The 24,046-nt window shown below is 66.6% G+C and carries 27 protein-coding genes and 1 pseudogene; 25 read left to right on the forward strand and 3 right to left on the reverse strand.

The window, feature by feature from the left end; genetic code table 11:
- Nucleotides 1–264: 264 nt before the first annotated feature.
- Together BMW88_RS18435 and BMW88_RS18440 are read left to right on the forward strand one after the other, a co-directional pair.
- The gene (locus tag BMW88_RS18435) at nt 265–615 is read left to right on the forward strand and encodes an HC3 family zinc finger protein (protein WP_089952125.1); all 351 of its coding nucleotides are present in this window, start codon (nt 265–267) and stop codon (nt 613–615) included.
- Nucleotides 615–1,340: a helix-turn-helix domain-containing protein gene (locus BMW88_RS18440; RefSeq protein WP_089952127.1), complete on the forward strand. Its 726-nt coding sequence runs from the start codon at nt 615–617 to the stop codon at nt 1,338–1,340. The genes BMW88_RS18435 and BMW88_RS18440 overlap by 1 nt, the downstream gene beginning before the upstream one ends.
- On the opposite strand, the gene BMW88_RS18445 is transcribed toward BMW88_RS18440, so the two are convergent.
- The 3 genes from BMW88_RS18445 to BMW88_RS18455 all read right to left on the reverse strand — a co-directional run bounded on the left by BMW88_RS18445 (nt 1,341) and on the right by BMW88_RS18455 (nt 5,305).
- A complete protein-coding gene (locus BMW88_RS18445) occupies nt 1,341–1,673 on the reverse strand; it encodes a DUF6355 family natural product biosynthesis protein (protein ID WP_089952128.1) in 333 nt (110 codons plus the stop codon).
- 153 nt (nt 1,674–1,826) lie between these two features.
- Complete coding sequence (locus tag BMW88_RS18450; RefSeq protein WP_089952131.1) at nt 1,827–3,044, reverse strand: FAD-binding protein; 1,218 nt, start codon at nt 3,042–3,044, stop codon at nt 1,827–1,829.
- The gene (locus BMW88_RS18455; protein WP_089952133.1) at nt 3,044–5,305 is read right to left on the reverse strand and encodes a helix-turn-helix domain-containing protein; all 2,262 of its coding nucleotides are present in this window, start codon (nt 5,303–5,305) and stop codon (nt 3,044–3,046) included. Before BMW88_RS18455 ends, BMW88_RS18450 begins: the two co-directional genes overlap by 1 nt.
- Nucleotides 5,306–5,533: 228 nt before the next feature.
- On the opposite strand from BMW88_RS18455, the gene BMW88_RS18460 reads away from it, so the two are divergent.
- From BMW88_RS18460 to BMW88_RS18565, 23 genes and pseudogenes are all read left to right on the forward strand, one after another.
- On the forward strand, nt 5,534–6,175 hold the full coding sequence (locus BMW88_RS18460; protein WP_089952135.1) for a prepilin peptidase: 642 nt from the start codon (nt 5,534–5,536) through the stop codon (nt 6,173–6,175).
- A gap of 43 nt (nt 6,176–6,218) precedes the next feature.
- Nucleotides 6,219–6,407 (forward strand): hypothetical protein, encoded by a 189-nt coding sequence (locus BMW88_RS18465; RefSeq protein ID WP_143116132.1) that lies wholly within the window; start codon nt 6,219–6,221, stop codon nt 6,405–6,407.
- The gene (locus tag BMW88_RS18470; RefSeq protein WP_245777889.1) at nt 6,404–6,952 is read left to right on the forward strand and encodes a hypothetical protein; all 549 of its coding nucleotides are present in this window, start codon (nt 6,404–6,406) and stop codon (nt 6,950–6,952) included. The genes BMW88_RS18465 and BMW88_RS18470 overlap by 4 nt, the downstream gene beginning before the upstream one ends.
- Complete coding sequence (locus tag BMW88_RS41000; RefSeq protein ID WP_143116133.1) at nt 6,946–7,785, forward strand: hypothetical protein; 840 nt, start codon at nt 6,946–6,948, stop codon at nt 7,783–7,785. Before BMW88_RS18470 ends, BMW88_RS41000 begins: the two co-directional genes overlap by 7 nt.
- 74 nt (nt 7,786–7,859) lie before the next feature.
- Entirely contained in the window at nt 7,860–8,489 is a 630-nt protein-coding gene (locus tag BMW88_RS18480; protein WP_143116134.1) for a flagellar biosynthesis protein FlgA, read from the forward strand.
- Entirely contained in the window at nt 8,489–9,208 is a 720-nt protein-coding gene (locus tag BMW88_RS18485; RefSeq protein WP_089952141.1) for a CpaE/TadZ family protein, read from the forward strand. Before BMW88_RS18480 ends, BMW88_RS18485 begins: the two co-directional genes overlap by 1 nt.
- Nucleotides 9,209–9,258: 50 nt before the next feature.
- Nucleotides 9,259–10,563 carry a TadA family conjugal transfer-associated ATPase gene (locus BMW88_RS18490; protein WP_245777890.1) on the forward strand — a complete coding sequence of 435 codons (1,305 nt, stop codon included), beginning with the start codon at nt 9,259–9,261 and terminating at the stop codon, nt 10,561–10,563.
- Nucleotides 10,560–11,393: a type II secretion system F family protein gene (locus tag BMW88_RS18495; protein WP_089952237.1), complete on the forward strand. Its 834-nt coding sequence runs from the start codon at nt 10,560–10,562 to the stop codon at nt 11,391–11,393. Before BMW88_RS18490 ends, BMW88_RS18495 begins: the two co-directional genes overlap by 4 nt.
- The gene (locus BMW88_RS18500) at nt 11,390–12,268 is read left to right on the forward strand and encodes a type II secretion system F family protein (protein ID WP_089952145.1); all 879 of its coding nucleotides are present in this window, start codon (nt 11,390–11,392) and stop codon (nt 12,266–12,268) included. Before BMW88_RS18495 ends, BMW88_RS18500 begins: the two co-directional genes overlap by 4 nt.
- Before the next feature lie 8 nt (nt 12,269–12,276).
- A complete protein-coding gene (locus BMW88_RS41930) occupies nt 12,277–12,453 on the forward strand; it encodes a hypothetical protein (RefSeq protein WP_177221170.1) in 177 nt (58 codons plus the stop codon).
- Between the two features lie 12 nt (nt 12,454–12,465).
- Entirely contained in the window at nt 12,466–12,858 is a 393-nt protein-coding gene (locus BMW88_RS18510) for a TadE/TadG family type IV pilus assembly protein (RefSeq protein ID WP_143116135.1), read from the forward strand.
- A 5-nt stretch (nt 12,859–12,863) separates the two neighbouring features.
- Nucleotides 12,864–13,289, forward strand: coding sequence for a TadE/TadG family type IV pilus assembly protein (locus tag BMW88_RS18515; protein WP_089952241.1), 426 nt, complete (start codon nt 12,864–12,866; stop codon nt 13,287–13,289).
- Entirely contained in the window at nt 13,286–13,672 is a 387-nt protein-coding gene (locus tag BMW88_RS18520; protein ID WP_089952149.1) for a pilus assembly protein TadG-related protein, read from the forward strand. Before BMW88_RS18515 ends, BMW88_RS18520 begins: the two co-directional genes overlap by 4 nt.
- 22 nt (nt 13,673–13,694) lie before the next feature.
- On the forward strand, nt 13,695–14,057 hold the full coding sequence (locus BMW88_RS18525; RefSeq protein WP_089952151.1) for a hypothetical protein: 363 nt from the start codon (nt 13,695–13,697) through the stop codon (nt 14,055–14,057).
- Nucleotides 14,054–16,273: an AfsR/SARP family transcriptional regulator gene (locus BMW88_RS18530; RefSeq protein ID WP_089952153.1), complete on the forward strand. Its 2,220-nt coding sequence runs from the start codon at nt 14,054–14,056 to the stop codon at nt 16,271–16,273. The genes BMW88_RS18525 and BMW88_RS18530 overlap by 4 nt, the downstream gene beginning before the upstream one ends.
- A gap of 626 nt (nt 16,274–16,899) precedes the next feature.
- Nucleotides 16,900–17,058, forward strand: coding sequence for a hypothetical protein (locus BMW88_RS41935; RefSeq protein WP_177221171.1), 159 nt, complete (start codon nt 16,900–16,902; stop codon nt 17,056–17,058).
- Between the two features lie 30 nt (nt 17,059–17,088).
- Nucleotides 17,089–18,273 carry an AAA family ATPase gene (locus BMW88_RS18535; protein ID WP_089952155.1) on the forward strand — a complete coding sequence of 395 codons (1,185 nt, stop codon included), beginning with the start codon at nt 17,089–17,091 and terminating at the stop codon, nt 18,271–18,273.
- 26 nt (nt 18,274–18,299) lie between these two features.
- Entirely contained in the window at nt 18,300–20,018 is a 1,719-nt protein-coding gene (locus BMW88_RS18540; RefSeq protein WP_089952157.1) for a VWA domain-containing protein, read from the forward strand.
- Nucleotides 20,019–20,050: 32 nt separating this feature from the next.
- A complete protein-coding gene (locus BMW88_RS18545) occupies nt 20,051–20,575 on the forward strand; it encodes a hypothetical protein (RefSeq protein ID WP_089952243.1) in 525 nt (174 codons plus the stop codon).
- Nucleotides 20,565–20,858, forward strand: a complete 294-nt coding sequence (locus tag BMW88_RS18550) for a hypothetical protein (protein WP_089952159.1) — start codon at nt 20,565–20,567, stop codon at nt 20,856–20,858. Before BMW88_RS18545 ends, BMW88_RS18550 begins: the two co-directional genes overlap by 11 nt.
- A 32-nt stretch (nt 20,859–20,890) precedes the next feature.
- Nucleotides 20,891–22,309 carry a carboxylesterase family protein gene (locus BMW88_RS18555; protein WP_089952161.1) on the forward strand — a complete coding sequence of 473 codons (1,419 nt, stop codon included), beginning with the start codon at nt 20,891–20,893 and terminating at the stop codon, nt 22,307–22,309.
- A 115-nt stretch (nt 22,310–22,424) separates the two neighbouring features.
- Nucleotides 22,425–23,778 (forward strand): annotated as a pseudogene (locus BMW88_RS18560) (IS701 family transposase).
- A 7-nt stretch (nt 23,779–23,785) separates the two neighbouring features.
- The coding region (locus tag BMW88_RS18565) for a helix-turn-helix domain-containing protein (protein ID WP_143116136.1) at nt 23,786–24,046 on the forward strand (261 nt) is incomplete at its 3' end.

Below are 24,046 nucleotides of genomic sequence, written 5' to 3' on the forward strand. Positions count from 1 at the left end.
GTCTCCCCTGACGCGAATTCGGCGCATTGTGCCTGCACAGGCTAGCTCGGAACACCTGCCGAACAACCGTTCCACCAAGAGAACTTCATTTTCACCCGGTCGGGTCATCCCGGCGTTTACGCAGGCAGGAGCGCCAGATGACGGATTCCTGCTGGGTTGTGGCTGGGTACCCGCCCTGGTTCTCCACAGTTATGTCGATTTCCGTGGATCACAGCCGACATCAGGCGCGCTGTTCGCGCAGACGTTCACGGGAAGTGATCGGGCATGGTTCGAAGTTACAAATGGCAGCCCCACGACGAGGGCCGCCACGCGATACCCCAAGAACTAGGCGTCAACGACGTCGGCCACACCCTCTGCGGCATAGAGTTGACGGCCGGTCCTGACAGGTGGCCCAACGAAGCTCGCTATTGGCCGACGTGCAACGAGTGCGACCTGACATGGCGAGAATCCGAGGGCATCCTTCCTTGGCCGCGGAAGGGCCGAGACGGCGGACCCTTGTCTTCACGTCGCCCTGGAACTTCCACGGCGCCCAAGACCGACAGCCCGATCGACGTGGTTGAGCTCGTCATCGACACGCTGATCGCTCAGGGCGCGCATCTCCAAGAACCTCGCTGATGAAGATCACCGAACGGACACCCAAGGACGAACGCCTCTCCTGGACCCGCAAAGGCGGCATCGTCTTGGTGGCTTTCCTCGAACGAGTGGCCGTTGAGCACAACGTCGCTCGCCTCACGGAGTTGGTGCACCTCTCTGACGTCGACCTGCTCAACCAGTTGCGCCGGTTCACCAAGGCATGCGTGGTCGGTCGGCGCACCGATGTGGACGTCGTCCCTGCCGAGGATCACTTCTGGCTGTCGGCTGAACGCGTCGACCGTGCGCGGGCGCTTCTCCAACAAGCAGACGACGCCGACCTCCGGGAACTGGTGGCGGAGCGCGGCCTCGACATCGACCGCGCCCTGGGTGATTTCTCCACCCAGCAGCCGTATCCCGTCGCGCTGGGCAAGGCACTGCGCGATGCGCGCATTGCCTCCGGACCGAGTCAGGCGGAGGTCGCTGAGAAGGTGCCGACCCTCTCGAACGTTGAGTTGTCGCAGTTCGAGAACGGGCACGCACTGCCAACCCTGATCACGCTTGCTGAACTCGCTCACGTCTACAAGGTCGACGCGGCCGACCTGATCGTCCAGGCCGTCTGTCACTCGAAGCCCGACAAGCAGGTGTTGGCTTTGCGCGTTGCCGAACCGACGTTCCGCGCGGTGCTGACGCACAAATTCGCGGAACGTCGCGTTCGGGAACTTAATCGGACGAAGTCCGCTACGGCTCGACGATCCGGTGCTTCCTGATCAGACTCGTGGTTGTCCCAACGAACACCTGCGGTCATGGGGTGAACCGGTGAGGCTGGGCGGAGTGGTCACGTAGTAGGCGTTGACGACCTTGTGCTGCCCGTCCCTGTAGAAGGGAATCTGCCACCACGGCGGCACGCACGTTGTGCCGGTGCTGCCCGTGCTCCAGTGGAACTTGATGAGGATGAAGCTGTCTGCGCAGTGCACGTACCGACTGGTGAGCTCTCCCACCGGCGGTGACACCTCGTAGAAGCCGCAGCGGGGCGGCATGATCCGCGCAGCGGAGCTGGGTGGTGAGTCGATCAAACCCAAAGCGGTGGTGGCGAGCAGCATGCCTGCCGCAGTGGTGGCACGAGCGAGTCGTCCGTTCATCGTCAGTTCCGCCCTCTCCTGAAGTAGTTGGTGCACTTCAGTTTTCGGGCGTCCACAACGGATTGGGAAGACGTCTTCCGTCTGCCCGTGTAGAGCAGACGGAAGACGTCCGACCTACAGCGGATCGAGGTACAGGGCGCCACCCGCAGCTAAAGTCTTGCTGATCAGTTGCCCGTTGGCCTCGTGCATCGCGGTGACGATCTGCGGCGATGCCGCTGGCGCGTACCTCAGAGCCGCGACGAGGAACACCACCTCGTCGTCGGGCAGGCGGATCAGCGGCGTGGTGATCCTGTCGGTGCGCAGCGGGTAAGCGAGAACGAGGCCGAAGTCGCTGTAGAGATCGGCGCCGAGTTCGCGATCAGCGTGGTGAAGCAGAGCCTCTGCCGCGGCGCTTGGTACGAGCAGGTTGCACCACGGGTGCGGCGAGTCCCAGAGCCCGACGTCACGCAGGACCGGTTCTCCAGGTGCGAGCCGATCGACGAAGTCCCAGTAGGTCACGGCCTGGGTTTCCGCTTCGCGGAACGACATGCCGCTGAGATCGCCTGACCCGCTGCTCGTTCCGGTGAACGTGACAGCCTCCAGTTCAGCGACATGTTCACCTTCGCGGATCTTGAGTTGACCCTCTACATAGTCGAACGACCCCTTGGTCACCAGCTGACGCTGATCGACGATGAGCTGGCCGATCGTGTTGTAGTGGAGTTTGTGCCAGGAAACGGTTTCAGGAGCACGGACGAGACGCAGGGTTGCGCGGGTGATGACCCCATTGCGACCCCGGCCCGCGCGAACGGCGTCGAACACGGAGCGGTTCGTACTCGGTGAACACGTCACGACATCGCCGGTAGGGGTGACGACGTCGAGCGAGAGCACGTTGTCCGTTTGGGCGCCGTGGTGGTGGCTGGCGCCGCCCAGGCCGCCGACGGACAAGGTTCCGCCGACGGTCAGTTCGAGGTAGTCGGTGAGCACCGGCGGGGTCAGCCCGTGCGGCAAGGTCGCGCGCAGCACGTCACTCCACTTCGCGCCCGCATCGACCACAACGTGGTCCGATTCGACCTCGTGGATCACGGAAAGGGCGGTCATGTCGATGACGACTCCGCCAGGGGCTTGAGCTTGGCCGCCGGTGGAGTGGCCTTGTCCGCGTGGCACGACGGCGAGATCGTGCTCGCCGGCATGCTTGATCACCGTGCTGATGTCGGCCGCGTTGGCGGGCCGCAGGACGGCTGTCGGAAGATGGTGAACGGTGTCGCCGTAGTCGTGCGCGGCCCACGCGAGCGCGTTCTCGTCGGTGTCCAGACTTCCGGTGAGCGCGGGCATGGTGCTGAGCGCCTGGTGCACTAGACGTCCTCCTTGAGGCTCTCGATCAACTGTCTCCGCAGCCCCGCTGCGGTCGGCTCGGTGTTGCCGCTCAGCAGGTCGGCGGCCGCGGACCACGACCTGTGGGCGGCGTGGAGGTTGCCGCGGTCAGCGTGCAGGTCACCGACCCGCCTGTGAATGTGAGCCTGACTCCAGACGTCGGCGACCTTGTTGAAGGTGCGCAACGCGTTCTCCAAGTGGTGCAGCGCGACTTCGTACTCGCCACTGGACTCGGCCAGACCTGCCAACAACGTCGAGGTACAGCCCGAAGACATCAGGTCCTCAGCCTCGTCAAAGATCGTTTGCACCTCGGTCAGCAGAGATCGCGCCCCCGCGGCATCGCCCGAAGCCGCCAGCACGGACGCCAAGTGCGCTGACGCCACCGCGAACTCCCACTGGTCTTGGGCCTTAGTGCTCAGCCGGCGAGCGGCCTCAAGGTGCGTGATGGCAGCGTCGAGATCGTTGAGCTGGTAGCAGGCCCGGCCGAGACCCACGTGGCACGCGGCAACGCCGCTGAGGTCGTCCAACTCGATCCTGATCTGCATCGCCTGCCGGTAAAGGCCGGCCGACGACGACGCCTTCAACTCGTCGATTCCCGCGTCGCCGAGCGTCTCCAGCGCCCACGCCTCCGCATCGCGGTGGCGACCCCGCCGAGCCATCTCCAGTGCGTCGCGCAAGGCGGGCACCCACCACGACCAGGCGCGGCGGTGGAACAGCATCTCGTTCACGACCACCGGCAGGTACGCCACCGAGGTGATGTTCCAGCGAGCCCCGTATCGGACCAGGCGAACGAGGAGCTGCAGCTCGTCCTCGAACCATCGGACTGCGTCGGCAGGGTGGTGGAACGTCAGCGTTGCCAGGTCCGCTTGAGACAGCTCAAGCGGCCTTCTCGGCCGGGACGGCCACAGCATCCGGATCGCCGCAGCTCCGGTGTTCAGGTAGAGGTCGACCAGACGGGACAGAGCGGCGCGATTGGTCTCCTCGTCGGCGCACTCGCGGACCTGCTCGAGGGCGTAGGCCTGCACGAGGTCGTGCATCACGAACTTGTCCTGGGCGGTCTGCTCCACGAGGTGCACGGTGGCGAGAGCAGACAGGTGCCCCTGCGCTTGCAAGGGTGAGAGACCGCTGAGCGCGGCCGCCGCCTCGATCCTGATCGGGCCACCGGGATGGAGGCCGAGCTGCCTGAAGGTGGCAGCCATCGGGCTGGGAAGCGTGTCGTGCGACCACGACAGCACGGTTCTCACGGCCAACGTCTCGTCGGTGGCGAGCACGTCGAGCGGCTGGCGACGGGTCAACTCGTCGGCGAGCTTGCGGAGCGGAACGGTCGGCAGCAGGTTCGCGCGCTCCCCCGCGATGCGCAGCGCAAGCGGCAAACGACCAGCTCGGTCAGCGATGACCTGTGCGGCAGCGAGGTCGCCGTCCACCCGCCCGCCCAAGACGGATCGCATCAGGTCGAGCGCCTCTTCCGAACTCATCGGATGCAGGGTGATGCGCACGGCACCGTCGTGGATGACTGCACCTGACAGCCTGTTGCGGCTGGTGACCAGCGCCAATGACCGCGGCGAGCTGGGTAGCAAGGGGCGGATCTGGTCGGCGTCGACCGCGTTGTCCAGCACCACGAGCGTGCGGGTCGCCTCCAGCAGCGTCCGGTACAGGGCGACCCGGCCGTCCAGGTCAGTCGGGATGTCCTGAGGCGACGTGCCCAAGGCCCGCAAGAACCGGCCGAGCACGACGGCAGGATCTTCCGGTGAATCAGCGGCGAATCCGCGGAGGTCCGTGAACAGCACTCCGTCCGGGAACTGCGAGGCGATCGTGTGAGCCCAGTGCACCGTGAACGCGGTCTTACCGACACCTGCCGGGCCGTCGAAGGCGATCAGTCCCTCATGTGCGGCGAGTGCGGCTGACGCCTGTTCCAGCGGTTCGCGCCGCGGAACGAAGGAGCGCAACGCTGCCGGTAGCTGAGCTGGGCGAATGCGTTCGCGAGTTGCTCTCGCGCGCGGCCTTGGCACCGCGAGCTCAGCAAGCTCTCCTCCTGCTTCAAGCGCCCGATCGATCGCCTCCGCGATCTCGGCAGATGGGCTGCGGATGTTGTGTTCGAGGTTGCTGAGGTAGCCCTTGCTGACGTTCGCTCCCGCTGCCAAGGCCTTCAGCGAGAGCCTGCGGTCTTCCCGGAGCAGGTGAAGTAGCTCCCCGAAGGTCATCTCGGTCGTTTCGATCCCCGTCTGCTGCCGTCTGCTGTTCATCTGGAGACGCCCCTCCCCTGGCCAATCACCCTCGATCCTGCCAACACTGAAAGTCGTCCCCCGACTACGAACAGTGCAACCCAGGTCTAGGAGGTGAGCGTATGTCGATTCAGCCCCACTTCGCCTCGGATTCCGGGCAGCCACGCGTGGGAGACCACCCGGTCGAACGACAACTTTCGTTGATCGGATCGAGCCAACTTGGAGGACCTCCACCCAGAGGGAGTCGCGATGTCGCACTGGACGATGTACGGGATTCTTGGCATCGTCGCCGGCCCGTTCGTGATGATCATCGCTCGCAAGGTCACACACGGCGAGCAGCTGTCGTGGAGCGCCGTGACGAGGTGCGGCTGGGTGCCCTTGGCGGCTGCGAGCGGCTTCCTCTGCACCGCGTTGAGCTGCGTCGCCATCCAGGTGACGCAGGAGGCGAGCGCACTCTCGTGGTTCGTGATCGTTGGGCTTCTTCTCGCGATGATCGACTCGACCGCGCACCGGCTACCGCATCAGATCAACGGCGCGCTGCTCGCTGGCAGCGTCATCCAGCTGTCGTTCCTGGCACTGTTGCGGGCCGACTTCAATCCGCTGCTTCGTGCAGGTCTCGCCACTGCCGTGGTGATCACCACCGGCCTGGCGGTCTACGTCTGCTCACGCCAGGGCCTTGGCTTCGGCGACGTCGTGCTCCTGGCCCCGATCGCGTTCGTCCTGGGCTGGTTCGGCTGGCAACAGCTGTTCTTGGGGCTCATGAGCGCCTTCGTCATCGCGGCCGTCAGCATGCGCGTTCTTCGTGTCTGCCGCGTCATCCACCAGGGCGACCCGCTGGCGCTCGGACCCTTTCTGATCGCCAGCGCGGTATGCGCGATCTTGCTGACCTGAGCGGCGGCGCGTGATGTGTCTGCCGTTCAGGGACGAGAACCCCATGATCGTCTACGAGACTCAACGTGCGCTGCACCGCGCTGCCGCGACCTTCGTGCTGATCGTGCTCGTGTCCCTCAACCCGTACCTCCGCCCGGACGTCAGTGCGCAGCCGGGCGCTCCGATCGAGGTGGGCGTCGTTGCTCCCCCGGCGCCCACCTCGGCCCCACCATTCACCTGGAGGCCGCGATGACCATCACCGCACGAGTAGCCACGATTCTCGGTGTTGTCGCCGTGACGTCGTGCAGCGTGCGCAGCAACAGCTCGCCCCCGCCCGAGAACACTTCGACCTCGACGAGCACGCGCGTCACCCCGTTGCCTGATCCACCTGAACGCCAGGCCATCGACGCCTACCTCGCGATGTGGCGTGAGATGGCGATAGCCAGCGAGACGTCGAACTCGGAGGCGCCTGGGCTCGCCGAACACGCAGCCGGCGATGCGCTCGTCGTCATCAAGAACAGCCTCGCCGAAGATGAGCAGAAAGGCTTGGTCACCAGGGGTTCTCCCAAAAGCGATCCTCAGGTGACCAATGTGGACCGCTCCGGTGGCGTGGTGACGGTCGTGAAGATCAGGGACTGTGGAGACGACAGCGCGTGGTTGAAGTACCGCAAGGGAACGAACCAACCTGCGGACGGTCAAGGCGGCGGTCGGCGCTCCATCCTCGCCGAGGTCAAAGCCCAGCCCGACGGCAGCTGGCGCGTGACGCGGTTCGCGGTGCAGGGAGTCGGATCATGCTGACTCGCTCCGCCTTCGTCGTGGCGATAACGATGGCTGGACTCGTGGCCACGGCCTCGTCGGCCCGAGGTGATCCCGGCTGGGGCTCGGTCGACTGCTCGACGAAACCCGGCCCTGGCTGCGAGCTCATCGCGGAGATGTCCCAGTCCCACGGGCGTCCCAGCGTCTCCGACACGACCACTCACGAACAGCACTCGGATTCGTTCGAGTGCAGGTACGTACCGGTCGATCAGGGAGATCCTGCTGTTCCGCAGCCGGAAGGGCCAGGTGGATGGTTTCGCCTCCTGTGTTCGGCCGACGGCAAAGCCACGGCGAACCGACCACCGGTCTGGATACCTGCCGGGCAGCAGGCCGAGCCCTCGATTACGCCGGAGCAGGTGGCGCTGATGGCCAAGAGCCGACTGCGATTGCCCATACCCTCGATTGCGGCGAACCCCGCTGGCGAGCAGTTGGTGCACCTGCCGACGTGGTTGTGGCTGCGCGAAGGCTGGCGAACGATTTCCGCGAGTGCCTCGGTCCCGGGGATCACCGTCACCGCGGTCGCTGAGCCCGCCACCGCGTCATGGACCACGGGCGACGGCACCACCGTGACGTGCTCCGGTCCAGGTACGCCGTTCACCGCAGGCCACGACCCGAAGACCGTCTCGCCTGACTGCGGCCACACCTACCGACGTTCCTCGAAGGGGATGCCCGGCGAGGTCTACACCGCCGCAGTGACGGTCCAGTGGAACGTGCGGTGGTCCGGCGCCGGACAGAGCGGCGTCTTCCCAGGCCTGACGACGACAGCGTCAACGAGCTTGCGCGTCGCCGAGAGCCAGGCTCTCAACTCCCGCTGATCCCCAGCAACACCCAGGCGTGCCAGCAAATCAGGTGTCACGTCGCGGTACCCCTATGCCTTCAGGAGGCCAAGATGAAAACGCAGCAGGTTCTCGATTCCAAGCCGGCCAACATGGCGCCGCCCCGGATGCCTGGTCGTAAGCGACGAAGTCTCCCTCATCTGATTCTCGGTGCTGTGCTGGTGGCGGCGTGTGCAGCTGGCGGAGTTGTTGCGGCACAACAGCTCGGCGACCGCCAAGAAGTCATCGCGCTGGCTCGACCGGTCGACGTCGGCCACGTGATCCTGCAGCAAGACCTCGTCGGTGTGAGTCTCGCCCTGGATGGCGCCGTGAAGGTCGTTCCTGCGTCTGCCGCCTCGAGTGTGGTCGGGAGGCCGGTCGCGTACTCGCTGCCGGTCGGGGTTCTCCTGACCGACGACGTGCTCGGACCGCCGCGAGTGCCCGGCGACGGCAGAGCGATCGCCGCCCTCGGGCTCAAACCGGGGCAGTTCCCTCCCGAGTTGTCCGCCGGGGCGAACGTGGTCGTGCTGGCTTCCGCACCGAGCGAAGGCAGCTCTACGGATTCCTGGCGTGCTGTGGTCGTCGCAGTCGACAGGACGGACCAGACGCCGGTCGTCTCGGTGGAGCTGTCCGAACTCGATGCGCGAGGCCTCTCCTCGACTCCCGCAGACAAGATCGCCGTGTTGATGGTCGGAGGTCGTTGATGATGGTCATCACCTGTTCGCTCAAAGGTTCTCCCGGAGCCAGCACGCTCGCTGTCGCGCTCGGTTCTCGCTGGCCCGAGCCGGTCCGCCCGATCGTGATCGAGGCGGATTCAGCCGGCGGGGACATCGCAGCGCGCTTTCGACTTCCGAGCTCCCCCGGCCTCGTCAGCCTTGCCGCTGCTGCACGTGGCAACTCCGACACCGAACTCCTGGTTCAGCACTCACACGCCCTGGCGAGCGGTCTGCGGATCGTGCCCGCACCGTCTGATCCTGCACAGTCGCGAGCCGCGTTCGGAGCGTTGGCGGCCGCACAGTTCAGTCCCTTCCGGACGCTTGGCGTTCCGCTCATCGTCGACGTCGGTCGAGTCGATCCGGACCCGACGATGCTGGGCCTGCTGAGATCCGCCGACGCACTCGTAATCCTGGCTCGACCTCACGACGACTCGTTGGCGCACGTAGCGGCAAGGCGATCCCAGGTGCAGACGTGGTCACGCCGACTCGGCCTCGTGCTTGTGGGCAAGGGCTATCCATCGGCGCAGGTCACCGATGCATTGGACCTGCCGGTACTCGCCGGCATCCCAGACGACGCCAAGGGCGCGCAGGCGCTGTGGCATCAGCGCGGCTTCGACTCCGCGTTGAGCCGACATGCGGAAAGGCTCGCTGGACAGCTCCTGCACACGGCCCAGCAGGACATGACGCTGCAGCGGAGTTCCCGATGACCGCCGTGACCCCGCTGAGCGGGCCTGCAGACCTGCCATTTCAGCGGCCTATGAGCGACGTGCGGAGCCTGCGCGATCGGCTCAGGAACGACGTCACCGACCAGCTCAGCACCCGGCTCCGAGCGGATGGGAACGCGGAGCGCCCGCCACTCGGACCGCTGCAACGGCGTCAGCTTGCTGAGGCGGTTCTGCGCGACTCCATCGAGTCGATCGCCCAGAAGCGGCTCCAAGCCGGGCTCGAGCTGTTCAACGCGGACGTGGAACGGCGTGCGGTCACCGAGGTCCTGGCCGAGCTGTTCGGCGCCGGCAGGTTGGACCCGCTGCTCGCCGACACCAGCATCGAGAACATCAACGTGAACGGCGCGGACCAGGTGTTCGTCAAACGCGCCGACGGCACACGAGAGATGCTGCCGCCGATCGTCGACTCCGACGACGATCTCGTCCACCTGATCCGCACGCTGGCCGCACGCAGCGGCATCGAGGAGCGCCGCTTCGACAACGCCTCCCCCATAGTGAACTTCGCCCTGCCGTCCGGCGAACGCGTCTCTGCCGTGATGACGGTGACGGCGCGGCCGTCCGTGTCCATCCGCAGGCACCGACTCAAGCGGGTGAGCCTGGGGGATCTCCGGGAGAACGACACGATCGGATCGGGGATGGAGTCGTTCCTCGCCGCCCTGGTCAGAGCAAGGAAGAACGTGCTCGTCACCGGCGGTACGACGATCGGCAAGACGACCTTGCTTCGTGCGCTCGCCTCCGCCATCCCGGCGTACGAACGCCTGATCACCATCGAGGACGTGTTCGAGCTCGGCCTCGACCAGGACGCAGCGCACGCGGACGTGGTCGCACTGCAGGCGCGCGAGCCCAACCTGGAGGGCGTCGGTGCGATCACGTTGTCCGACCTGGTGTGGCAGTCACTGCGCATGCAGCCCGACCGCGTGATCGTCGGTGAGGTTCGCGGTCCCGAGGTCATTCCGCTGACCAACGCCATGTCGATGGGCAACGACGGCTCGATGGGCACGCTGCACGCGAGTTCAAGCGCAGGCGCGTTCACCAAGCTGGGCGCATACGCCGTTCAAGGGCCCGAGCGGCTGACGCTGGAGGCCACCACCCTCCTGGTCGCCTCGGCACTCCACTTCGTCGTCCACCTGGACCTTTCAGCGGACCGCCGCCATCGCGTCGTGTCTTCGGTGCGGGAGGTGGTGGACGCCGACGGGCGGCAGATCATCAGCAACGAGGTTTGGCGGCCAGGCCCCGATCTCCGAGCAGTTCCTGCGGCCCCGCTCCGATCGCGCACGCTCGACGAGCTCATCGCGGCGGGCTACGACCCGGAACTCGTGGATCGGTGGGGATCATGAGTGCCGCGTTGTTCGCCCTGCTCACGGCCGGGTGTGCCTTGGGGGTGTGGCTGATCGCGCTGGGCGTTCGCGGTACCTCCGCACCGTCTCGGCGTTGGACCGTTCCCGACCACTTCACCGTGGTGCGGCTGTGCGTTGGAGTGGTGGCCGCACTCCTGGTCGGTGTGATCACCGGCTGGATGGCGGCAGCAGTCCTGACGGGACTCGCAGTCGCGTTGTTGCCACGTGTCTTGCAGGCAGGCGCCGAGCAACGGGCCCGGCTCGACCGCATCGAAGCGATCGCGAGTTGGACCGAAATGCTGCGCGACACCTTGGTGGCCGCGTCCGGGCTGGAGCACGCCATGCTGGCCACCGCAGCCCGCGCACCTGAAGCCATCAGGCCTGAGGTCACGTCGCTTGCCGCTCAGCTGCGCGGCGGCGAACGTCTGGCGGTGGCGTTGCGGCGCCTGGGCGATGAACTGCACGACCCGACCGCAGACCTGGTGATCGCCGCTCTCGTCCTTTCCAGCGAGCACCAGGCACGTCATCTCGCCGAGCTGCTGGGCGAGCTCGCGACGGAAGCGCGCGAGCAGGCGTCCATGCGGATGCGGATCGAGGCGAGCCGACGGCAGACTCGCACGAGCGTCCGGGTCATCGTGATCACGACGATCACGTTCGCCGGCGGACTGATCGCACTCAACCGCGCTTACCTCGACCCGTTCGACAGCCTGCAGGGACAACTCGTCCTTGCTGTCGTGGGTGCGCTGTTCGGTCTTGCGTTCACCTGGCTTGCCCGGATCGCGCGCCTGCGGGAACCCGACCGGCTCCTCGTTGCGGAGGTGCCGCGATGATCGAGCCGTTGCTGTGGGGAGCGTGCCTCGGAGTCGGCCTGTGGGCCTTCGCAGTGTGGCTGGTTCCTCCAAAGCCGTCGCTTCACGAGGTGCTCGCGACTCTGTCCGCACCTCCGAGTCCCGTAGCGGATACGAGTCCGGTGTGGAGGGTCAAGCGCAGGATCGCCGGCATTGCCGGCTCGTTCGGGCTCCCAACCGCGCGCCTACGAGCTGACCTGACCGTCGTAGGCGGCGACGTTGAGCGGCACCTGGTGGCGAAGGCGATTGGTGCCTTGGCAGGTGCCGCGTTGGTGTCCGTTATTGGCCTCGCGCTGGTCTTTAGGGGTGACGGCTTGCCGTGGGTGACTTCCGCGGGCGCCATCGCTGCGTTCGCCGCGGTCGGGTTCCTTCTGCCGGACTTCAGGGTGCGTGAGGCAGCTCAAAGCCGCCGGTCTGCCTTCCGACATGCCCTGAGCGCCTATCTCAACCTCGTACGCATCCTGCTCGCAGGCGGAGCGGGGGTGGACTCGGCGCTGGCCGATGCTGCCGAGGTCGGCACCGGCTGGGCGTTTCATCAGCTGCGCCAAGCGCTCGTGACCGCTCAGGTAACGCGCACGACCCCCTGGGAAGGACTCGAACGGCTCGGCGAGGACCTTGAGGTGCGTCAGCTGTCCGACCTCGCTGCTGCGGTGGGCCTTGCCGGCACCGACGGCGCCAAGATCCGTTCAAGTCTGGCTTCCAAAGCCCGCGCGTTGCGCACCAGAGAGCTCACCGACTCTGAAGGTGAAGCGCGTGCAGCAACCGAGCGGATGAGCCTGCCACTCGTTCTGCTGATGCTCGGCTTTCTTCTGTTCATCGGCTATCCGGCCCTGGTCTCAGTCCTCAACGGACTCTAGGAGTGATCATGTTCAACCTCGTGTTCTGCCACGTCCGCGCAGCGATCGAAAGCCTGCGGCAAGACGATCGCGGGTACGTGGGCGAGACCGTGGTGACCATCGCCGCGCTCGTCGCCGCAGCGTTGGCGGTGGCCGCGCTGCTCACGTCGTTGTTCGTCGGTGCCGCGTCCAAGATCTCCTTGTGAGCGGGGCGTCCGATGCAGCGGCTTCGGCTCCCCAACGACCGCGGAAGCGCCCCGGCGCAGGTCGTGATCATGCTGCCAGTGACGTTCCTGGCGTTCTTCCTGATAGTGCAGTTCGCCATGTGGTCTCACGCCACGCACATCGCGCAAGCCGCGGCCTCGCACGGCCTTGCAGCCGTCCGGGTACACGGCGGATCGCCGGCCGACGGCGCCGCGAGTGCACGGAACGTGCTCGCTGGTCTCGGAGGCGGACCCCTTCGCGACGCGAACGTCGACTGCGAGCGGGGTTCTGAGACAGCGCTGGTGCGGATCTCGGGGACTGCGAAGCAGGTCGTGCCATTCCTGACCCTTCCGGTGCATGCCGAGGCCGCAGGTCCTGTCGAGCGTTTCGTCGAGCCGGGGCGGTGACCGGCATGTCCTGGTGGCGCGATCAACGCGGATCCGCAGCGGCTGAGGTCACGCTGTGGGCTCCCGTCATGGTGATGGCCTTGGTGTTCGTAGCGGTCTTGGTGCACCGCGGCGTCGACGCGCGGCTTCGGCTCAACAACGTCGCGCACCAGGCGGCACGCGCCGCGAGCATTGAGCACACGAACGCACGAGCTGGTGCAGCAGCCTCCGCTGTCGCGATCAAGGCGCTCGTTAATGCCGAGGTCAGTTGTCAGGATATGAACGTCGAAGTCCTCGGCGATGTACGGCCGGGAACAGCGGTGACCGTGACTGTCTCGTGCACGGTCGATCTCAGCGACGCCGCCCTGCTCGGTGTACCGGCCCGAAAGCGGCTGTCCTCCACCGCGTCAGAGGTGGTCGACGCCTGGCGTTCCGTGGAGAGCGGCACATGACCGCCTTCCTCGTCGCCCTCACCGCCAGCATCCTGGCCCTCGCCGGCCTCGCCCTCGACGGCGGTCTTGCTCTCGCCACGAAGGTCCAAGCCGCAGGAGCCGCCGAGGCAGCAGCGCGAGCAGGAGCTCAAGCCATCGACCTCAGCGCTTACCGCCTGGACAACCGGCTCGTGCTCGCACCAGATCAGGCGGTGAGCAGAGCTCAAGCACGTCTCTCCGCGACTGGTGTCGACGGCAAGGTCACCGTCTCCGGCAACACCGTCACGGTCGTCGTCACCACCTCTCAACGCACACAGCTGCTGACTCTCGTCGGAATTTCCAGCATCTCCGTCGAGGCGACCGGCCACGCGAGTCCCCACCGCGGTGTCGCACCAAGCCCGTGAAGACGCTCGAAAGGGGAACACCATGGCCACGACGGACGAGATCCGCAGGCGGGTCGAGCTCGCTGACGCCGAGAGGAGCAATCGCCGGCTGGCCACCGCACAGCTCGTCGGGGAACTCGCGCACCGACGCACCGTGCTGGCGACTGAGCTGAGCGAGGTCGACGTCAAGCTCGGCGAGTTGATCACCGAGGCCGAGGACGTGATGAGCCTTCCGGAGCTCGCTTCGTTCACCGACGTTCCGGTCGACGAACTCACGAAGTGGACGACTGCCAGCAAACCCAAGCGAGGTAGGAAGCGACGGGCAATCACCCGGCCACCCAAGGTCGAAACCTCTTCGGTCGCAGAGGTCGTTCCGCAGGCCCTTCGGCCTGCCACAGAGCAATGAGCTCGTACGCCACCCGCCGTGGCATCGTCAGACTCCTTGGCAACCTGGTGTGCGCGTTGGTGGCGTCAGCGGTACTGCTCGCCGTGCTGATCGGGCTGCCACTCGGGCTGAGTCACTACGTCGGATGGCCGTTACCGGACGAGGTCCCAAGCTGGGCCATGCTGTCCGCCGTACTCACGCAGCCGATGTCCCCTTCCTTTCTGATCGATGGACTGGCGTGCCTCTGCTGGTTGCTCTGGGCCGCGTTCGTTCTCGACATCGGGCTTTGCGCCGCCGACGTACTGCACGGAGTGCGGTGGCCGGACCTGGCCGCGGTTCGGTCGCCCGCAGCGGTATTGATCGGCACAATCGTCCTGTCGGTGCTCGGCAATCGTGCGGCAGGTGCTGCCGGCGACGGCCTCCAACTGGCCTCATCCAGTCCGGTGGCCGTCGTCGAGACCGTGCGAGCACCCGATCCGGTTACCGGCACCTGCGACTCGATGTGGGCAGTGGCCGAACGCGCGCTGGGCGACGGCGCCCGCTGGCCCGAGATCTTCGAGCTCAACCGCGGCAAACCGCAACCAGACGGCCTACCTCTCACGGACCCGCACCGGGTGTTCCCCGGGGAGAACCTGCTCGTCCCGTCAGCACAGGCTCCTCCGTCCACTCCCCCAGTCGAACCGGCGACCCCGCCACCACCAGCGCCTTCGCCCGAGATGGCACAGCACGAGAAACAGCTGCCGCAGCCCGACTCGGCACCGACCGGAAGAACCACGGCGTTCGTCAGCACTGCCTTGGCCGCAGCCGTCAGCGCAGCCCTCGTGGTGGCAAGAAGGCGATACCGCGGCAGGTACAAGCCTGGCAGCGGACTGCGTGATGATCTCCCTGTCGCGCCCGTGGTTTACGAACTGCAGCTCGCCCGCGACCGTTCTGAGCACCAAGCGACTTCGGACGACGATGCAACACCGCTCGGTGTCAGGAACGGTCAGGAGGTCGCGCTCGACCTTGCGGCTTGCGGCGGGCTCGGCTTGGTCGGTCCCGGCGCTGTTGCGGCAGCGCGCGCTCTTGTCCTGACTGCATTGACCCGCACGACCGTCGCAATCACCGCCGAAGACTTGGCGTCGCTCCTTGGTGAAGCCGCCGTCGGTGAGCCACCGTCCGCGTTGCGGATCGTCTCCAGCCGGCGGCAACTCGAAGTCACGCTCGCGCAGGCATCCTCACGTCAGCTCTCCGGCGTCTTCCTCGGACAGTGGACGCACGGCATCACGCTCTACATCGGCGTCGACGGCACCGTGTCCTCGGCAAGTCCTGGCCCTGGGCAGGAGCTCACCGGTGTCAAGCTCTTCCACCTCGGCGACGACGATGCGCACGACCTCCTCGGCCTGTTCCGCGAGGCTGAACAACGCCCGCAACCCGCAGCTGCCGAAACCGCGCTCGAGATCAGCGCGAACGTCGTGCCCGCAGACCGGCCACCGCTGCAACTCCGGCTGCTCGGCACGCCCGCCCTGCGCTGGCCTGACGCCGAGCACGACGTCACCGCCACGATTCAACCGCGGCTACGCGAACTCGTCGTCTTCCTCGCGGTGCATCCCCAAGGCACAACTCGCGAGGCACTCGTCAACGCCCTGTGGCCGGCGAACACGTCGGACAAGGCAAACAACGCCCTCAACACCGCGCTCTCCCGACTGCGCAACGCCATAGCCAAAGCCACCGGAGGAACGATCACGGACATCGCGATCGTCGGAGGAGGTCGCTACCGCCTCAATCCGGACCTCGTCGAGGTCGACTACTGGCACCTGGACCGCGCGATCACCGCCCGCCGCTCGGCTAGCACGGCACAAGAGCGAACCGAGGCATACCGGCAGGTCGTCAGCCTCTACACAGGTCCGCTCGCTGAGGGGGTCGAGAGCGAATGGCTGGAGCCGTTGCGCGAAGCGGTGCGGCGTGACGTCATCGACGCGGCCGCCGCTCTCGCGCACGCGTTGCGCGACGTCGATCCGGAACAGACGCTCGAACTGCTGGAACTCGCACGAGCCTTCGATCCGCACAACGAGCTCCTGTACCGGGACATCATGCGGCTTCAGGGCCGTCTCGGCCGGCTCGAGGCCATCCCGCGCACTCTCGCTCTGCTCACCAGCAAGCTCGCAGAGATCGACGACAAGCCGTCACCCGAAGCGACCTGGCTTGCAGCCAACCTTCCGCGGCACCACGCCAAAGACCAACTGCCAGCGTCATGAAAGCCGCATTTCCCGAAAAGAATCTCTACCAGAACAAAAGAACCTTTTCCTGCAATTTCATTCCCGCCGGGCTCGACGCTACCGTGCATTTTGCCATGATCAAACACACCAACCTGTAGAGGGGAATCAATCCGGGGTTCAGCCCGAGATGCACCTGGAGGGCACCTCCAGAGTTGATCCGTCCGGCACGCACGTCACGCACGACAGCACGACCACAGCGGGATCACCTGGTGTCCCAGACTCGCTTGGCCACAAGCGGGAGGTCAAAACGGCGCGGCAGCAGGCCTGCGATTCCCGTATCGCCTGCACAGACCTGGCAAACCCACCTCGCCTCTGTCCACAGCAACTTCCCCGACCTGTTCAACTACCCCCCAAGCCGGACCCGGGCCGCTCGCCAGCGTTCCGCCCCGACAACACTCCAGTCACAACACAAACGCAAATGCGATTTGAATTCAATTTCCGCCACCGAGATAACATGGCAATCCCCACAAAAGAGTCTTGAAAAAGACCCCAAATGCACTGGAAATTGGCGTGCGGCGGAGTTATATTTGAATCACACCGGGAAACCGGAAACCACACCGAATACCACACCTGGCGCGAGCCATGTCTGCCGAACGGGGTCCATCATGTGTTACGCCGACACCATCACCGAAATCGACGGCACCGTTACCGCGTACTGCTGCTGTGGATGGGTCGAACACGAACACACCCCGGAATCGGCTGACATCGCGGCAGAAACGCACCAGAACACGCCCGACGACGAGTCGCCCATCGCGGCTGCCTGACCCCTGCAACTGGACCGAAAGGGAACCGCGATGACCACGCCCACCACGACCAGCACCCCCACGACCGGATCGGCAACCCGTCTGCGCAACGGCGAACTGCGCGCCATGGTCGCGCGCGTCCTGGCAGACGACCCCACCACGGGCATGACCCCGCGCGTCGTTGCCGCCAAACTCGGCGGACGATCATCGGGCGCCGTGGGCAACGCGCTGAAAGTGCTCACCGAATGCGGTGCCGCCGAAGTCGTACTGACCACGCCGCTGACTTACCGCGCCACCGCGACCACCGCCGTTGTCGCAGCAGCTGCGATCACCCCTGCACCGACACCCACCCCAAGCCCCCGCCGCAGGAAGTCACCAGCAACCACAACGGTTCCCGAACCCGCCGCACCCACCCCGAAACCCGCCGCAACGGCTGTCGTCACAGGACCGGTGACGCGCCCGAACGGCCTGACCTACCACCCCCGATTGCTGTCCGGCATGCCGGACGTGACCGCACTGCACCGGTTGCGCGACGCCGGGGTCGCCGCACTGCTGTACGGACCGCCCGGGACCGGAAAGACGTCGGTGGTCGAAGCCGCATTCCCGGACCTGCTCACGGTTCAGGGTGACGGCGACACCACGGTGGCCGACTTCGTGGGCGAGTACACGCAGACCGATGACGGCCGCTACGTGTTCGTACACGGCCCGTTGGTGCGTGCAATGCGCGCGGGTGTGCCGCTGTTCATCGATGACGCCACGTTGATCCCACCCACCGTGCTGGCCGTGGTCTACCCCGCGATGGACGGCCGCCGTCAGATCGTGGTCAAGGCGAACGGCGGTGAGGTCGTTGACGCCGCAGACGGGTTCTACGTGGTCGCCGGACACAACCCCGGTGTGCACGGCGCGATTCTGAGTGACGCCCTGTCGTCCCGGTTCTCAGCCCAGATCCACGTGTCCACCGACTACGACCTGGCCGCACAGCTCAAGATCGACAAGCGGGCCGTCAAGGTCGCCCGCAACCTGGCCACCCGTCAAGCCAAGGGCGAGATCGGCTGGGCACCGCAACTGCGTGAGCTGATCGCGTTCCAGAAGATCGCGGGCGTGCTCGGCGCCGAAGCCGCCGCCGGAAACCTGGTCGGCATCGCACCCGAGGAAGACCGCACCACCGTTGCCAGCGCTGTCCGAGACGCGTTCGGCACGACGGTCAAACCGCTGGCACTCGGCACCCGCATCTAGCGCGACCATCCGGAAAGGACACGGCCATGACCGCCCATCTGGTAGCTGACCCGGACGCAACGGGTGCCGCCATCTTCCCCGCGCGCCCGGAATGGCTGACGCTGTCCGCCGCACTGGCGGACGAAGTCCCAGTGATCGCGGACCGGGAAGACCTGTTGGTCACCATCGCACCCGGTGCGGGTGGCGGTGCCCCGGCATGTTTCTACCCCAACCGCGCTTTGATCGAAGTCGACGGTGACCACCTGGGAGTGGACCCTGCGACCGTTGATCCGGCGAACCTTTCCGACCGCGCGCGCTACCCCGTCACGTGGGGACTGCTGACCCATGAGTGCGCACACGCGAAGCACAGCGTGTGGGAACTACCCGACGACGTCCCACCCGCTATCGCGGACGCCGCGATGGTGTTGGAAGAGTCCCGGATGGAATCAGCGCACGTTCGCCGCCGTCCAGACGACCGGCACTGGTTGCGCGCTTCAGCGACGAACCTGGTTCTGGCCGACTTCGCCGGAAGCCCGACGATGACCAAGACGGACGCCGCCCGTGCTGCTGCCCTGGTTCTTGCCCGAGTCGACGGCGGCATCCTCACCGCCGCTGAAACCGCACCGGTCGCCGACGTCGTCAAGGACGTGCTCGGACCCGACACGCTGACCGAACTTCGGACGCTGTGGCAGGAAGCTCTCGCCACAGCCGACGATGACGCCAACACCATGGTCGATATCGCGAAGCGCTGGTGCGAGATCGTCGGCACCGAACCCGACGGCGAAACATCTGAGCCTGGCGAAGCGGGCGAGTCGTCGCCATCACCCCTCGCCGAAGCGATCGGCCGGACAGCGGCCAAGGTGGCACGCGCGGTGACGGACGAAGGCCCGCCAGAAGATCCGGCCGCTGTGGCGGCTGCAGCGAAGGCGGCCGAAGAGGCGGCTACCGATGCAGCTGAGGCAATCGCGCGGTCCGTGTTCTCCAGCAGCCGCCACCGTTCGCGCTACGGATCAACGACCATCTCAGGCACCCGCGAACCGACCACCGCCGAACGCACTGCTGCCCGAGCGCTGGCACGGGCGCTGTCGACCGCTGGCACACGCGAACGAGTCGCGGTGAGGTCGACTTCGCCGATTCCGCCCGGACGACTTCGGATGCGCGGCGCACTCGCCGCCGACGCCCAACGGGCTGCAGGTGCCGTGCCCACGGCCGAACCGTTCACCCGCACGACACGCCTGACCGTGCCGACACCGCCGCTACGGCTGGGAATCGCGTGTGACGTGTCCGGATCGATGCGCCACCTTCGCGGCCCGGTCGCGTCGACTGCGTGGATTCTCGCCCATGCTGGACGGCATTCCACCGTGCCCGCCGAAACAGCCGCCGTGATCTTCGGCGTGCACGTCCGGCCCATCACGCATCCCGGCAAGGTGCCCGCCGAGGTGACTGAGTTCGAGGCTGACGACGACTGGGAAAGCGTTGCCCTCGCCGTCGATTCCCTAGATGGCGCACTCGGTCTCTCCCGTCCCGGGGCCGCGCGGCTGCTGGTGATCGTGTCCGACGGGCACTTCAGCGGCGACGAACGCCCCGCCGGGCAGAAGCGCGTTGATCGGCTGCGCGCGTCCGGCTGCGCAGTGCTGTGGCTGACTTCCAAGACTTGGGACACCCCTTTCGACGGCGTGACCGTGCACCGACTCACGGACCCCGCTGCCACCGCTACCGCGATCGGCCATGCCGCGACCGCCGCACTGAAGGCAGCCGTCCGCTGACCTACATCGAACGCCCATTGGAGGTGCTTCCCATGCACAGCAGAGACAACACGACCCTCAGAGAATCGACGATCGGGCTTGCCGACAGGGCTGTTGGCGTCGCGCGAGCCCTGCGTGGCCCGTGCACCAGTGAGTTCCGCCGCCGCCACGACTCACCAGAACAGTGGAGTCGATGGGCGCGCCGTGCCCGCATCGCACGAACCGTTGCGGCAGCGCTGCAGCTACCCGCTGACAGCGTCACCGTCACGGACGACCCCGACCGCCAGTACCGCACACGCAACGGCAACGTGCCTGGCGACCTGATCACGGTCACAGACCCCGAAACCGCTCAACGGTGGCGACTGCTGACCGACTTCACCAGTCCCGGAGAGAGCTGGTTCGTCCTGGACCGGTGCCCCGGCTGCGATGCCGAGGTGCCCGTCGTGCGCATCGCCTGCCTCGCCGACCTCGGCGACTACCTCGACCCCGACACCGACGTGGTTCTCGCCGACGAGGCGCGGGACTCGTCGCTTCATGACCGTCTTTGCACACGAAGGGAACCTTGCGATGCCCTCTGACACGCACACCGAGACCGTCGTCCGTCGCTTCCGCGAGAGCGACTTCGAGGTGACCTCCGTCGTCGCCGATCCGGCCGACGCCCAACAGGTTCTCTACGGAACCGTCACCCGCAACGGTGTCCTCGTCGGGAGCTACTACTGCACCGACCGGATCCGCCAGTCAGGTTGGCGAGCCGTCACAGCGCACGGTGAACACCTCACCTTCGGCGACGAACCCGTCGAGCTCACGTACGACGGCGACGCGGTCTTCCTGCTGATGAAGAACGCCGAGTCGCCGGCGTAGTCAAAGAAGACCCAAGAACCAGGAGGCGTGGCATGACATCCACATTTCACAATGAGATCAAACTCGGCAACGTTGACTACAGACTTTCAGCAACCGTCGAGTCCGAAGATTCGCTGGTGCTTGACCTACTGGGAACGACCGAGTCGGGCGAAGTCGTCGCCGATGGGCGTCTGCGTCTGCCGGTCGAGGGCGGCAGCACGGTCGGCAAGCTCCTCACTTGGGTGCTCACCGCGCACACGCGGATGCAGGTCCGACCGGTCCGGTACGCGAACGCTACCCGCCCTGGCGGCGGGACCAACGGAAGCGCCGCGGTCTACGGCGCCCGCCGCCTCGCCGTCACCGGTGACCTCGTCGTGGTGGCGCCGAACTTCCGGCTGGGCATCATGAGCTGCTTCGGCTACCCGGGCCTCGCCGACGGCGGCACCTTCGGCATCCAGGACCAGCAAGCCGTCCTGCGCTGGGTCCGTCGGGAGATCGCGCACTTCGGCGGCGACCCGGACAACGTGACGCTGATGGGGGAGTCCTACGGCGCACTTCAGATCGCGGCGCATCTGGCCGCTCCCGGCTCGGCCGGGCTGTTCCGGCAGGCGATCCTGCAGAGCGCGTTCTCGGTGCTGGGCACGACACCCGCGCACACCTTCATCCCCGGCCTCCCGGAACTCCCGCCGAGGTGGGCCGCCGAGAATGAGCTCGAGGCGATCGGTGTCGCCGTCGCCGCCGAGCGAGGCTGGGTCACCGGCGACGGCGACCCGCTCGCGCAACTGCGGCAGGTGCCGGTGAAAGACCTGCTCGAAGTCTCGGGCGCGTTCATCCGCCCCGCTTTCGGAGGCGCGGTCCTTCCCGAGTCGCCCGCGGACGCGCTGCCCGCCGGACGTTTCCACCAGGTGCCCCTGATGCTGGGGACCACCTTGGACGAGGCCCGTTTCTTCGTCGGGCTCTTCGCCGACCTCGTCGGCAATCCGGTCACGGCCGACAGCTATCCGCGACTGCTGGCCGAGGCGTTCGGCGACGCCGCGGACGAAGTCGCCGCCCGCTACCCACTGGAAGACTACGGAACACCGAGCCTCGCCTGGGCGCGGATCTCCACGGACCGGGCCTGGGCGCGGCCGGCGTGGGAACTCGGCCAGGCCTTGGTGGCACACACCGGGACGTGGTTCTACGAGTTCGCCGACGAGGACGCGCCGCCGCTGTTTCCGGGATTTCCGTCCGGCGCCCAGCATTCCAGCGCACTGGTCTATCAGTTCGACTTCGAGGGCGGGCCAGAACTCCCGGCGCCCCAACGCGAACTCGCCGACCGGATGACCCGGTACTGGGCCGCCTTCGCCGCGAACGGCGACCCGGGATGGTCCAGTGTGGACAGTGAATACGTCCGATCCCTAACCCCCAAAGGGGTCAGTGGCACTGACTACGTCTCGGGACACCACCTCGATTTCTGGGCGGGGAAGCCCTAGTACTACAGCCGCAGGCCGTGATCTTGGTCGATGACCTGGCGGGGCTGTAAGACGGCCACCGTGATCAACTTCGAGGTGTGTTGGGACTCGAAGCGAAACGGTGGCCGCGTTGCGGATCTTAGACCTGGACGCGTGGCGGGCCGGGTTCGACGACCTGTTCGCCCGGTTCGCGGGCCGGTTCGTGCAGGTCCAGACCCGCCGACGGTCCAGGGCCTACCTACTGGGCCTGTTGTCGCGGACCGAACGCAAGAACGGCTGGACCCTGGCCGAGCAGGCGGGCGACGCCACCCCGGACGGCATGCAGCGCCTGCTCAACCATGCGGCGTGGGACGCGGACAAGGTTCGCGACGACCTGCGCGGGTATGTGGCAGACCATCTCGGGCATGAGCAGGCGGTGCTGGTCGCCGACGAGACCGGGTTCTTGAAGAAGGGAGTCAAGTCCGCTGGGGTGCAACGGCAGTACTCCGGCACCGCCGGGCGGATCGAGAACTGCCAGCTCGGGGTGTTCCTGGTCTACGCCTCTGCGCACGGCCGTGCGCTGATCGACCGCGAGCTCTACCTACCCCAGTTCAGCTGGTGCGCTGACCGGGACCGCTGCCGGGAGGCCGAGATCGACGACGAGGTCGAGTTCGCGACCAAACCGGAACTGGCGCGGCTGATGCTTGAACGGGCCGTCGACGGCGGGGTGCCGTTCTCCTGGTTCACCGCCGACGAGGCCTACGGCCAGAACCCCGGCCTGCGGTCGTGGTTGGAACAACGGGGCATCGCCTACGTCATGGCGATCCCGTGCAAGCAGGAACTCCCCACCGCGGCGGGGAAACGACGGGCCGACACACTGGTCAGGCTCGTGCCGAAATCAGCCTGGCAGCGCCGTTCGTGCGGTGACGGCGCCAAGGGGCCACGGCTGTATGACTGGGCACTGGTCGACGCCGGTGAACACCACAGTCTGCTGATCCGCCGCTCGCTCACCCTCAACACCAAGGGCATCCGCGAGCTGGCCTACTTCCTCTGCCACACAACGAATCCGGTCCCGCTGGACGTGCTGGTCCGGGTTGCCGGGAGCCGATGGGCAGTCGAGGAGTGCTTCCAGGCGGCCAAGAACGAGGTCGGCCTGGACCACTACCAGGTCCGCAAGTACGGCGCCTGGTACCGGCATATCACCCTCGCGATGCTCGCCCACGCCTTCCTCGCGGTCACCGCGAAGACGGAAAAGGGGGCTCTGCAGACCGCGATGACGGCCTGATCCCGTTGAGCGTCAACGAGATCAGGCGCCTGCACGCCGCCCTGACCTACACCCCGCACCCGCCCTCCCACGCCGAGGCCTGGTCACTCTGGCGACGACGCCACCAACACCGAGCCCGACAATGCCACTACCAGCGACGACTCAAAAATCACGGCCTGCGGCTGTAGTACTAGCGGACGTGCTGCCTAAAGGTTGTCCCGTAACGCCGTCTCGGCGCGATCGATGATCTTGGTGTGGAGCGGGTGATCAGTGCGGACCGGCCGGAGTGGGTGCCGGTGTTCACGGGCTTGTCGGTGCCGGTGTTCCGCAAGCTGGTGCGGGTCGTGGCCCGTCGGGGTGGCGAGCAGACCGGCAGCGGGCGGCGGTGGGGCCTGTCACTGGCGGACCGGGTGTTGCTGGTGGCGGTGTACTACCGGACGAACCTGACCTTCCGGCAGGTCGCCCTGCTGTTCGGGATCTCGAAGTCCGCGGCGGGCCGCGTGGTGGATCACCTG

Source organism: Lentzea xinjiangensis (assembly GCF_900110955.1).
Lineage (GTDB): Bacteria > Actinomycetota > Actinomycetes > Mycobacteriales > Pseudonocardiaceae > Lentzea > Lentzea xinjiangensis.